The sequence below is a fragment of the Herbidospora daliensis genome (genome assembly GCF_001570585.1).
Lineage (GTDB): Bacteria > Actinomycetota > Actinomycetes > Streptosporangiales > Streptosporangiaceae > Herbidospora > Herbidospora daliensis.
This window is the reverse complement of record NZ_BBXF01000008.1, coordinates 25,630-37,712: the sequence shown is the minus strand read 5'-3', so window position 1 is coordinate 37,712 and position 12,083 is coordinate 25,630. Positions and strand designations below refer to the sequence as shown.

The window sequence follows — 12,083 nt, the reverse complement described above, 5'->3', positions numbered from 1 at the left end:
GGGCTGGTGATCAGTGGGCCGGACAACCCCACGAAAGTGGGCTTATGCCGAACGGCAGAGGGCTGATTGTGTCTCCCGTCCACGCCGGAACACCATCGGCGCATGGACACGGGCTCGTACACCCTGCGGATGCCGGCGGCGGCGCGCGGCGTCAGCTGGCGGCTGCCCGACGACGACGATCCCCGGACCGTGCTGCCGTGCGTGGTGCTGGCCGACCGCGCCGGAATGGGCGAGTTCGCCGGGCTGCAACGCGGGCTGCGCGCCCTGGGCGTGCCGAGCGTGCGCATCGACGCCGGTTCCGTCGCCGAGGTGACCCGCCACGAGGACGGCTCCCTCACCATCGACGGCCGCCGCATCCTGCCGACGGTCACGTGGGTGCGGCACTTCGGCGCGTTCCCGGGCGGCGACGCCCGCGCCCTGTTCCGCGCCGAGTCATGGGTGGCCCTGGTCGACCAGGTCACCGCCCTCTCCTCGGTACGCATCCCCGACGGCCTCGACCCCGGCAGGCTGGCCCAGCTCGACGGCGCGGCCAAGGCCGGCGTGCGGGTGCCGCGCACGATCGTCACCACCGACCCGGCCGGCGCCGCCTTCCCCTGCCGCAAGGTGGTCGTCAAGGCGCTGAGCAGGCACTTCGTGGAGGCCGAGCCGAACCTGCTCGAAGGTGTCTTCCCGGAGATCGCCGACCGGGCCGCCTTCCACCCGCGCGACGTGCCGATGATCGTCCAGGAGTACGTCGAGCACACCGCCGAGCTGCGGGTCTACCACGTCGACGGCGAGATCAGGGCCCTCCGGGTGGAGAAGCCGTCACCCGCGGCGATCTGGCGCGACGAGGGCTCGGTGACCGTCGAGCCGGTCCCGGCGCCGCCTGAAGTGGCCGAGGCGGTGGCCCGGCTGGCCGACCTGTGGGGCCTGCGCTACGGCGCCTTCGACTTCCTGCTGACCGCCGACGGGCCGGTGTTCCTGGAGGTCAACCCCGACGGCGACTGGCGCTGGTTCGAGGCCAAGGCGGGCGTCGACGACGTCTCGATGGCCACGCTGGCGATGGTCCGGCGGCTGCACCGCGAGCACACCCGCATCGACCTGTCGGGCTTCCTGCTGCTCGGCGGCCGCGCCACGGCTCTCGACAGCCGGGTGCTCGGGCCGCTCGACGTGCGCGTCGGCGGCGTGCCCCTCGCCATCAGCGCCAGGAAGTCGCGCCTGCTGGCCGCGATCCTGTTGTCGAACCCGAACGAGGTCGTGCCGACCGACCACCTCATCGACTCCCTGTGGGAGGGCCGCCCCCCGGCGACGGCCCGCAAGAACCTCCAGGTGTACGTCTCCGAGCTGCGCAAACGCCTCGGCGACCGGATCGCCTTCGAAGGCTGGGGCTACCGCCTGGACGCCCGCCGCGACGAACTCGACCTGCTCCGCTTCCGCGACCTGGCGGCGGCCGGGCGCGAGATGCGCCGCCGGGGCGCGGGCGACGCCGCCCTGCACCTGCTCGACCGGGCCCTCGACCTGTGGCGGGGACGGCCACTGGCCGAGTTCGCCGGGGTCCCCCTCATCGACGAGACGGTGGCCCGCTGCACCGACCTCCACCTGGCGGTGAACGAAGACTGGGCCGAGCTCCAGATCGAGCGCGGCGCGTTCGTCGAGGTGCTGACCAGGCTCGACGACCTGGCCGCCTTCTTCCCCGCCCGCGAACGGCTGATCGCCGCCCGGATGACCGCCCTGGCCGGCTGCGGCCGGGCCCCCGAGGCGCTCGCCCAGTTCGAGGCGGTCCGCCGGCGGCTGGCCGCTGAGCTGGGCATCGACCCCAGCCCGGTGCTCAAACGGCTCTACACCTCGATCCTCACCGGCAAACCGGCCGCAAGGCCCCGCGATACCGGCGGTTAAGCGGCCGGACCTACGCTCGAAACGCAAGCGATCACGCGAGGAGTTCATTCATGGATCTTGCGTACGACGACCTGATAAATGATCGCGACCGATGGCTGATCGTCATGCTGGCCCGGGGCTACACGACCACCCGGATCGCCCGCGAGATGCACCTCAGCCGGCACACCGTGGCCGAACGCATCAGCAAGCTCCTCGACCAGTTCGCCTGCTCCAACCGGAGTCAGCTCGTCGCCTACTCCTACGCCCACCGGTTCCTCAACGTCGGGGTGTGGCCTCCGGGAGCGCTGCGCTGACCCCGTCGGGCGGCGGGGTGCGGGCGGTGTTCATCACCATGGCGAGGGTGGTGTAGTAGCCGGCCGTGGCGACCGCCGCCACCACGCGCTCCTCGCCGAAGACCGCCACGGCTTCGGCGTAGACGGCGTCGGAGACGTCCTTCGTACGCTGGAGCTCGTCGACCAAATCCCACAACACGGCCAGGCGCGGATCCGGCGGGCGCTCGCCCCGGCCGACGGCCTCGACGTCGGCCGGCGGCACACCCTTGGCCAGCGCGATCGGGTGGTGGAAGGCCCACTCGTAGGGCTGGTCCCAGTGCCGGGCCACGGTGAGCACGACCAGCTCGACGAGGTCCTCGTCGAGCACGCCGCCGAACCTGATCGCCTCCCCGACGAGCTGCAGCCGCGTCATCAGCTCGGGGCTGCGCAGCAGCGGCACGAACGGGCCGGAGATCCCGCCGCGCGGACCCGCCGAGATGCGCTCGATCGCGGCCCGCTGGGCCTCGGTCGGGTCGGCGGGGAAGGGCAGGCGGTCCATACCGGGAATCACCTGCCTAAGGTAGTCGGATGCACGCCTTCGACGTCCTGGGAGATCCCGTCAGGCGGCGGATCCTCGAACTGCTCGCCGACGGGGAACTGTCGGCCGGGGAGGTGGGCGCCGTCGTGCAGCCGGAGTTCGGCATCAGCCAACCGGCCGTGTCGCAGCACCTCCGGGTGCTGCGCGAGAACGGGTTCACGACCGTGCGGGTCGACGGACCACGACGGCTCTACGCGGTCGACCCCGCGCCGCTCGCCGAGATCGACCGCTGGCTGACCCGATATGGGAAGGGTCAGCCGCTGTAGGCGGCGGTGCAGCCGCCGTCGCCCGACTCGGGCTTGCCCTCGGCCACGACCTGGCCGTCGACGGTGATCTGACACGTCAGCTTCGCGCCGCCGGCCGCCTCGGCCTCCACGACCAGGTCGTCGAGGCCGGCGAGGTCGAGTTCCTTCTCGAAGGGCAGCACCAGGCCCTTGCCGGAGGCGACCTCGTTGCCTTCGGCGTTCATCAGCAAGTCTCCGGCGGTCGCGTCGGGCCGGTCGGCGACCACCTTCATCACGACCTCGTGGATGTCGGAGTCGTCGTCGAAGTCGATGCGCGGGGGCGCCTCTCCGGCTTCCCACGACGATCCGTCGTCGTCATCGTCGCCGTCGAACGCGGCGGGCACCGCCACCAGCGCCAGCAGCAGGGTCGAAGCGGCCACGACCGCGATGACCTTGCCGGTGTTGCGGTCGTCGCGGCCCCGTTCCCTGGCCCGGCGGCCGAGCACGGCGAAGACCAACGCCGGGATCCACATGAGCCCGAAACTCGCGAATCCGAGGACGAAGCTGACCCACGCGGCGACGGAATAGGCCTTGCCCACGTCGCGATTGGGCTGCGGCGGGTAGACGGGCGGCGCGTAGGTGACCGGTGGATGCGGCGGCGGTGCGAAGGGCGCGGCCGACGGCATGAGGGGCATGCCCGGGATCGGCGGCAGGTCCTGCATCAGTTCGTGGAGATCTCTCCAGGTCACAGCGGTCTGGGCGGCCGCGATCCGGACCGAGAGCTCCTGGTCGTCGAGCCGCCCGAGGGCGTAGTGCTCACGCAGAACGGCGCAGGCGCGGTCGCGCTCCGCGTCGGATACACGCATGTGCTGCAATTCCGACCTCCCCTGTGTGCCTTCCAAACTAGCCCAACCGCCAAGGGGTGATTCGGGGGATTTTCCGAGAGAACCCGGTCTGGTGAATTGGCCTTGGGGTTCACGGGACACGTGCTCCGCAAATTCACAATTTCTCGACATTCGCGGCTTTGTCGGTGGGTGTCTCTAATGTCCGGGGGCATGACCTCAGCGACGCAGGCGTACAGCTACGCCGCGCCCTCCTCTCTCGTCGACGGGCGTCTCGGGCTTTCGACGTCCGGCGGGCGGGCCCTCTCCGGCCCGGCCGCGGCCCCGAAGTTCTTCAGCGGCCTGGTCACCCAGGCGGCGCCCGCCGCGGCCGCCCTGCTCGGGGTGGCCGACGTCGCGATGGCCCGCTACCACCAGCCGCAGGCGCGGCCCGCGTGGGTGCGCGACCCCGTCGTCACCTGCAACGGCGACCGGTTGCGGTTCGAGTCGTTCTCCGCCTGCGGCGGCGTCTACGCCCGGCTCGACCTGCTGTCGGGCGCGCTCGACGGCGAGGTGTACGACCGGGGCACCACCAACGTCGACGTCAACCCGCCCCTTCGCGAGGCGCTCGCCCGCGTCGGCGGGCGTGACCCGCTGCACCTCGGCGTGGGCGTCGACGAGCTGGTGGTGACGACGTCCGACGGCGCGGTCGTCGAGAAGAAGGTGCCGCTGCCCGAGCGGTGGTTGCGCGGCTTCGCCGAGGTGCAGGTCATCGCGGCGGGCATGGACCAGCGCGGCGAGTCGGCCGGCATGGCGGCCGTGCGGTTCCTGCGCGGGCTGCCCAAGAAGGCCGACGGCTGGGTCGTGCAGCAGGGCCGCGACCTGCGGTTCTGCGACCACTCGGTGCGCGGCTCGGTGTACGTCGGCGGCACCCACCGGCTCGCCACCCTGCTGCCGCTGCTCCGCTTCGCCAAGAGCCTGCGCGTGTACGGCCCTGCCGACGCCGCCTCCAGCGCGTGGGAGCTCGAACTGCCCGGCATGCGCTACACGCTGACCCTGTCGCCCGAACGCTGGCGCGGCTTCTCCGGCGAGGGCGCCGTGCTCGACGACCTGTCGACCGACCAGGCCGAAGGCGACGCCGACGTGGTCGGCATGCTGCTCAACTTCGAGCCCGAGGTCGAGATCGGCCTGCTGGCCGACCGTTCGGGCCTTCCGGTCGACCGCGTCAAGGCCGCCCTCACCCAGCTCGGCGTGGCCGGCCGCGTCGGCTACGACCTGGCCGAGGCGGCCCACTTCCACCGCGAACTCCCCTACGACGGCGCCCACGTCACCCGCCTCAACCCGCGCCTGGCGGCGGCCCGCGCCCTCGTCGAGGCCGGCGCCGTGCGGCTCGACGGCGGCCGGGCCACCGTCCGCACCTCCAGCGGCCTGCGCGAGGTCACCATGTCCGACGGGTCGTGCACCTGCCCGTGGTGGTGGGACCATCGCGGGTCGCGCGGGCCGTGCAAACACGTGCTGGCCGCCCGGATCGTGGCCCGCGCCGACGTGGAGGTCGCGCTGTGAGGCAGATCTTCGACCTGATCCGGCGCAACCAGATCCACGAGCTGACGCGGCGGCTGCTCACCCTGACCGAGGCCGAGCGCGGCGAGATCGGCCGCGCGTTACCCGGCCTGGTGAAGGACCTGCGCGCCGAGAAACTGGCCGAACTGTCCCGCCGCGACTACGCCGCCGAGTGGGAACTCGCCTGGAACGAGGGCTTCGAGGTCGACGAGATGCTCGACAAGCTCGCCACCGCCCTGCTGCTGGCCGGCCTCGGCACCATCACCGGCCCGGCCGCCGCCGTCTCGTTCGTCACCGGCCGCGACGTCAACCGCCGATGGGCCGCCGGCCTCAACGTCGCCGACGCCGTCAAGGTCGCCGCCTCGCGGCCGATCGAATGGCAGCGCGACGTCGCCGTACGGCTCGCCCGCCGCATCCGCCGCCCCAACGACCGCATCGCGCCGCTGGCCGTGGCCCTGCTGCGCGCCTCGGGCGCGCAGCCCCCCGACCACGACCCGCTGGTGGCCGCGTGGTTGCAGATGATGACCCATCCCAACGACCCGCTGACCTCGACCCTCCTGCTGCGGATCTTCGACGCCGAGGGCGCCGGCCGCGAACTGCGCGACGAACGCCTCACCCCCGCCCCCACCCGCTGGCTGGCCCGGGTCCGCAGAGACGTCCCCCGCGACCAGGCCCTCGACGGTTGCGTCAGCCGCTTCCTGCGCGGCGGCGACGCCCAGGACCTGCGTTTCTTCGTCCGCCTCCACGACCTGCTCGCTCCGACCCCCGAGGAGACCGCCGGCCGCCTGCGCGACTACCTGCGCCTGCTCCCCACGGCCCCCGGCCCCGTGGCCGAACTCGCCGCCAAGCAGGTCAAGACCCTGTTCCCGATCGACCGCGCCGACCTGGTCGAGGCGGTCGAGTCGCTGACGTTCCGCGCGGAGGCGAAACTCGCCACGATCGGCCTGCGCTGGCTCGACGCGGAGCTCAAGCGCACCCCGTCGGCGGTGGCGGAGTTCGGCCCGGCGCTGGTGACGGCGTACGGGCACACGTCGTTCGACGTCCAGTCGAGAGCGGTCGACCTCACCCTCAAGCACGTGACCGACGTTTCCCTGATCGCCGACGGGATCGCCACCCTGCCCGCCGACCTGGCCACCCGCCTGTCGGCCCACTTCGCGGCCGAGTTCGCGGACGCCGAACCCCAGCCCGCCATGACCTTCCCGCCCCTGCCCGCGCCCTCCGAGCCGAAGCCGTTCCCCGAACCGACGTTGTCGGCCTCGGGCACGACGTGGACCGGCATGGAAGGCTGGCTCGCCGCCTTCACCCGCGAGGCCGCCCGCGACCGCACGGCCCTGCGCCGATCGCTGAAGCGCCGCCACGACTGGTGGCACTCATCGCCTGTGTGGGCCGACCCCCGCGACTGGATGGCGGCCCTGACGGCCGAAGTGATCACCCCCGGCTGGGTGCCCGACGAGCCCCCGGGGTGGGAACACGAACACGTGCATCTGATCGTCTCCACCGAAGAGGACACCACCGACGACTCGGTGATCCGGGGCCCGCTCCAGATCTTCTCCGGCGACGACATCCACGAAGAGCGGCATCACGGACTGAGCGGCTACGAATTCATGGGGCGCTCACCCGGCCCTTGGGACGACGGCCCGCGTTCCGCGGAGAACCGCGACGTCAAGCGGTTGCCGGCGCCCCGGCACGCGACCCCGCTGCACCTGTTCCTGCTGCACCGCTTCAGCGAGCTGTACGACGCCCTGCGCGGCGGCACGCTCCCGCCCGTCCTCCTGGCGACCCCCACGCTCGACACCGGCCACCTCGACCCGGAGGTCCTGGTCGACCGCCTGGAGACCTGCGCGGAATCCGGCCGTGAGCCGCTCCCTGCCGACCTCGCCCAAGCGCTGATGCGCCTGCCGAGAGGCGCCTGCCCGGCGGCGGCCGAGCGGGCCGCGAAAGTCGACTCGGCGGCGGCCCAGACCGTGGCCGAGTGGCTGGCCGGCGAGGGCCTGCCCGACCCGGTGACCGGGGTCGACTGGACCGAGCACGGCGAAACCGTCGACCGTCCTGTCCCCTACCTGCGGCTCGCCACCCCCACCGGCAACACCCTGCTCGACGAGGTCATGCTGGTCCGGCCCGGCCGCTACGTGGCCGGCCACCACTCCCTGGAGATGGACTGGTACGCCGCGATGGTCCCGTCGCACCGCGAGGTCGCGTCGGTCAGCAGCCTCGCCCAGACCAGAGCACCCTGGGCCCACTACCGCCTCAACGTGACCGACTTCGCCCACCACGCCACCACCGACGGCCCTCTGGGCGACGCGACCGCCCTCATTCTCTGCGTCCTCCTGGCCGACCGCACACCGGGCGACCCCCTGATCGGCCTGCTGCTCGCACTGGCCGCCCGCGACGCCCTCCCGACCGAGGCCCTCGCCCGCCAGCTCAACGCACTGATCGAACGCGAACGACTGACCATCCGCTCCCTGATCGCCGCCCTGACCGAACTGGCCCAGGAGGGCGCGCCCCACCAGGTGTGGGCCCTCCTGCGCAGACTCCTCCCGCATCGCCTCCCCCGCGCGGGCAGCCGCCCCACCACCCCGCAGACGGAAGCGGTCGCCTTCACGACAGAGGTGGCGTCCTGGATCGGCGCGACCGGCGAGATCCCGGAAGTCACGATCCACGCGGCAAAGCCGAGCACGAGCCGCTTCACGAGAGAATGCCGCCGCCTACGAGACCAACTGACCCCGAACTGAGCCACCCAAATCCTCCGCAGACACCTCACCTCTCAACCACAGACACCTCGCCTCACCGTGCGGCATTCGCGGCCGAATCGGAAACCGCACAGATCACCCGCGGACCTGTCGCGAGACGTCCGCAGCCAGGTCGACGTCACAGAAGAGCGCGCCGCCCGCCACCAGGCACCTGCGGCGCGGTCTACTCACTAGACGTGCCCGTCATCTGCGGCGAGGTCTGCTCACCAGACGTGCCGTTACCTGTGGCGAGGCCCACTCACCAACGCGCCATCACCTGTGGCGGGGTTTACTCACCAAACGTGCCGTCACCTAGGGCGAGGTCCGCTCACCAGACGTGCCGTCGTCTCTGGTGAGGTCCGCTCACCAGACGCGCCATCACCTGTGGCGATGTCCGCTCACCAGACGCGCCATCATCTCTGGTGAGGTCCGCTCACCAGACGCGCCATCATCTCTGGCGATGCCCGCTCACCAAACGTCCCGTCACCAGTGGCGAGGTCCGCTTACAAGACGTGCCCGTCATCTGCGCCACCCCGTTGGTTTTCGTGTCCTGGGGCGATGTCCCAGACGCCGGGCTCGAAGATCCCCCTGCCGGATGACTCCGCCGCACCGTCAGGGGGACGACTCCCCGGGCCTCCCTCCCTAGCGTGGGTCGTCGCCTTCAGTGGGGAGATGACATGCGTCGCGGTAGGGAACGGGCGATGTGGCTGGCCGTGGGGATCGCGGCCGGGCTGGTCGCCGGTGGGGCCGGGGTGGCGGTCGCGGTGGCCGACGATCTGCGGATCACGGCCTGTGTCGGGGCCGACGGGGTGCTCCGGGTGCCGGGGCCGGTCGAGCAGACGATGTTGCGGCCGGTGCCGACCGAGTCGCCCGGCGACACGTGCCCGCTCGGATACCGGCAGATCACCTGGAACCAGACCGGCCCCACCGGGCCGACGGGCCGCACCGGCGCGCAAGGGGCCACCGGCCCCGAAGGGCCCAGCGGACCGCAGGGGGCCACCGGACCTCAAGGGCCCGCCGGGCCGCAGGGAGAGCGAGGGGTTCAGGGCGAGCAGGGGCTGACCGGGCCTTCGGGCGCGCAGGGGGTGAAGGGCGATCAAGGCGCTTCCGGTCCGCAGGGGCCGCAGGGTGAGCGGGGGGTCGCGGGAGCCGATGGGATCGCCGGGTTGCAGAAGGTCGTGGCGACGAACAAGTACCCGGCCAACACCGCGGGCACGACCCAGGCCAAGTGTCCGGCCGGCAAGGTGCTGCTCGACTCCGACTTCCAGGTCACCTCGCCCTACGTACCGTTGCTCAATCCGCATTCCGTCGCCTGGGCGCGGCTCTACTCGCAGACCGGTGGGGCGCTCGACGACGCCGTGAACGTCCTGTTCCCGGTCAACAACACCAACTCGACCGTCACGGTCACCGTCACGGCGCTCTGCGGGAAGTCGTAGGAGAGGGACTTGTCGCCTGTGGGTTAGTTTGACGGCGGTGATCAGTGGTGGAGCATGAAGCCGTGCCCCAGCCAAGATCACAGCCGTCTCGCCCGGCCGTTGGAACGGTCCTGCCATGAGGAAGTCCCGGGTGAGCAAGAGCAAACGGGAGCCGTCCTACTTCGAGGCTCCGGCCGAGACGATCGTGATCCAGGAGATCGATCCGCTGCCGCAGCTCGAACAGGTGGTGCGCGACTACGCGTACAAGAACACCTCGATCGTCATGCGGATCGACTACCAGGCCACGACGGTGCTGCTGAACCGGCACGGGATGGCGGGGTGCCTGCACCGGCTCTGCACAGACCTCGGCTTCCAGAACCCGAAGCTCGGTCAGCAGCTGGTAGACCGGTTCCCGAAGGACGGGCTCGCGTGGCTGGTGCGGGCGTTGACGATCTACGTCCACAACGCCGAGAAGCTGGCGGAGCTCGGCGTCGATCATGCGGCGGTCCTGCGGCGGCTGCTCAAGATGGTGGAGCGCGGGGTGCTCACGCAGCCGGGCGCGGCCGAGAACGGGTTCGAGAACGAGATCATCCTGTGCGGCGGCTGGATGCAGGCCTCGTTGTGCGCCACGCCGCTGAACGTGGAGCCGGCGGTCCTCAAGCGGCTCAACGGGCTCTACTTCCCGGGCGGGCTTCCCGGCAAGCGGCAGCTCATCGGAACGCTCGACCCCGGACTGCTGCGTTCGGGGATGCAGACAGCCCTCACCCGGGTGCTCGACGAGCAGCTCAAACCGTGGACGCCGCCGCCCGGCGAGAAGCTCGAACGGGTCGACTTCACCGAGATGGCCAAGATCGCCGACTTCCTGCAGGGGTTCGTCTGCACGGTGCTCACACCGTTTCCGCTGGCCTACGCCGACGGCCCCCTCTACCAGGCCCCCTACTCCGGCTGCCTGGCCAGTTCGGAGGAGGTGACCGTCGACCACGACACGCTGCTCGGCTGGATGTCGAACCGGGGCACCCGCGTCGGGCGCGACGACGTCTACGGGTCGCCCATGAAGGCGGCGAACTTCCATCCGGGCCGCCCGGCCGACCAGGAGGTGCTCGACCAGATCTACGCCGACCTGCTGGGCGAGCCCGAGTTCGCCGGGAAGGTGGCCCGGCTGATCAACCACACGCCGCAGCACGCGTCGGCCGACGGCATGACCTACCTGCTGCCCTGCTATCCGAACCCGGCCGAGCGGCCGCGCGAGATCTGGCGGTGGCGCATGACGCGCACCCTGATCCACGAGTTCATGCACCGCATCACCCACCCCGACGTGGTCGGCGCGGCGGGGAAGGTCGACCAGCCGCAGATCCTCAAGGAGGGCTTCGTCGAGGTGTTCACGGCGCTGGTGCTGCGGCGGTTGTCCGACCGCGCCGCCAACGACCCGGAGCTGTGCACGCTCATCCTCGGCCCGGGAACTCCGTTCACGCCCCCTCCGGCCGCCTACCTCAAGGCCGGCTACGGCCAAGACGGCGTCGACGCGCAGACGATCACCAACGAGATCGGCCTCGGCCAGGTGGCGATCGGTTACTTCCTCGGCGACGTGAAGCGCCTGGCGATCACGGAGCCGCAGTGATCATCCCAACCTCTGAGGACGGCAGATGACGCTCAGCAAGACCAAACGCGGCGACGGCGACGCCGGCCTGGCCGAGCGGTTGCGCGACGGGGCCGAGGCGGCGTTCCGGTCGATGGAGGCCGAGTTGCTGGGCGCCGGCCCGCGCGGCTCCCACTGGATCAACGTCGCCGCGTTGTCGCTGCCGCAGCAGGCGTGGCTGATGCACGCCCTCCACCTGCTGACGCGCCGGCCGGCCGACTACCAGCGGGCGCCCGCCGTGGCGCGGCTGGTCGGGCACGCCCGCCGCTACGCCGCCGAACCGGGCGACGACGCCTTCGAGCACGAGGTGCTGGCGGTGAGCGGCTGGACCGAGGCGGTCTTCCCCGCCACGCTCACCCTGCCCGAACCCGTCGAGCTCTCCGTCGAACCGGCCGACCGCGACTGGGTCTCCGAGGAGGTCGACCGCCGGCTCGCCGCCGCCCCCGAGGGCGGGCTCGACCTGTTCGCCGCGGCCGACCTGGGGGCCGCCGTCCAGGCCGGGCTGCGCGCCGAGTTCCCCGGCAACCGCTACGACGGCCCGCTCTACGACGGCTTCGACCTGGGCGCCCGCGTCCGCGACTCCGTCGAGCTGCCCGACGACGCGGCGGCGCGGGCGGCCTACGTGACGACGCTCGGCGGCGACCCGGCCGTACTCGACGCCGACACCCGGCTGGCCGACCGGGTGCGGCGGCTCATCAGGCGGGACGCCTCCCACGGGCCGGGCCGGGAGGTCTGCGTACCGGCGGCGGACCGGGCGCTGCTGACCCACGCCTTCCTGCATCTGCTCGCCCATCCCCGGTTCCGCGCGCGGGCCGGGTGGCTGGAGGAGGACCTGGTCGCCCTGTTCACCGCCGAATACGGCGGCGGCGTCGCGCCCGCCGAAGGGCCGGCGGTGACGCTGCCGGCGGAACTCGGGTCCGACCGGCTGAAAGTGGCGTTCTTCTTCGGCCGTACCGAGTACCTGGGCGTCTGAA

At 71.8% G+C, this 12,083-nt stretch carries 10 protein-coding genes; 8 read left to right on the top strand and 2 right to left on the bottom strand.

Features of this window, described 5'->3' with window-relative positions; genetic code table 11:
• Nucleotides 1–102: 102 nt before the first annotated feature.
• Both AW274_RS32770 and AW274_RS32765 read left to right on the top strand, forming a co-directional pair.
• Nucleotides 103–1,875, top strand: a complete 1,773-nt coding sequence (locus AW274_RS32770; RefSeq protein ID WP_062440792.1) for a BTAD domain-containing putative transcriptional regulator — start codon at nt 103–105, stop codon at nt 1,873–1,875.
• A 50-nt stretch (nt 1,876–1,925) separates the two neighbouring features.
• Complete coding sequence (locus AW274_RS32765; protein WP_062440787.1) at nt 1,926–2,168, top strand: LuxR C-terminal-related transcriptional regulator; 243 nt, start codon at nt 1,926–1,928, stop codon at nt 2,166–2,168.
• Here the strand turns inward: AW274_RS32765 and AW274_RS32760 are convergent.
• Nucleotides 2,131–2,685, bottom strand: a complete 555-nt coding sequence (locus AW274_RS32760; RefSeq protein WP_062440784.1) for a carboxymuconolactone decarboxylase family protein — start codon at nt 2,683–2,685, stop codon at nt 2,131–2,133. The two genes, AW274_RS32765 and AW274_RS32760, sit on opposite strands and share 38 nt — an antisense overlap.
• A 29-nt stretch (nt 2,686–2,714) precedes the next feature.
• Between AW274_RS32760 and AW274_RS32755 the strand changes: the two genes are divergently transcribed.
• Nucleotides 2,715–2,990, top strand: a complete 276-nt coding sequence (locus AW274_RS32755; protein ID WP_083975221.1) for an ArsR/SmtB family transcription factor — start codon at nt 2,715–2,717, stop codon at nt 2,988–2,990.
• Here the strand turns inward: AW274_RS32755 and AW274_RS32750 are convergent.
• Nucleotides 2,978–3,814 carry a DUF1707 SHOCT-like domain-containing protein gene (locus AW274_RS32750; protein ID WP_062440780.1) on the bottom strand — a complete coding sequence of 279 codons (837 nt, stop codon included), beginning with the start codon at nt 3,812–3,814 and terminating at the stop codon, nt 2,978–2,980. The two genes, AW274_RS32755 and AW274_RS32750, sit on opposite strands and share 13 nt — an antisense overlap.
• A 189-nt stretch (nt 3,815–4,003) precedes the next feature.
• Here AW274_RS32750 and AW274_RS32745 point away from each other — a divergent pair, with 189 nt between their 5' ends.
• From AW274_RS32745 to AW274_RS32725, 5 genes are all read left to right on the top strand, one after another.
• Nucleotides 4,004–5,332 (top strand): SWIM zinc finger family protein, encoded by a 1,329-nt coding sequence (locus AW274_RS32745; RefSeq protein WP_062440776.1) that lies wholly within the window; start codon nt 4,004–4,006, stop codon nt 5,330–5,332.
• The gene (locus AW274_RS32740; RefSeq protein WP_062440772.1) at nt 5,329–8,061 is read left to right on the top strand and encodes a hypothetical protein; all 2,733 of its coding nucleotides are present in this window, start codon (nt 5,329–5,331) and stop codon (nt 8,059–8,061) included. Before AW274_RS32745 ends, AW274_RS32740 begins: the two co-directional genes overlap by 4 nt.
• 674 nt (nt 8,062–8,735) lie before the next feature.
• Nucleotides 8,736–9,494 carry a collagen-like domain-containing protein gene (locus AW274_RS42795; protein WP_083975217.1) on the top strand — a complete coding sequence of 253 codons (759 nt, stop codon included), beginning with the start codon at nt 8,736–8,738 and terminating at the stop codon, nt 9,492–9,494.
• A 115-nt stretch (nt 9,495–9,609) separates the two neighbouring features.
• The gene (locus tag AW274_RS32730; protein ID WP_157520855.1) at nt 9,610–11,091 is read left to right on the top strand and encodes a hypothetical protein; all 1,482 of its coding nucleotides are present in this window, start codon (nt 9,610–9,612) and stop codon (nt 11,089–11,091) included.
• 25 nt (nt 11,092–11,116) lie between these two features.
• Entirely contained in the window at nt 11,117–12,082 is a 966-nt protein-coding gene (locus AW274_RS32725; protein WP_062440762.1) for a hypothetical protein, read from the top strand.
• The last annotated feature ends 1 nt before the right edge of the window (nt 12,083 follow it).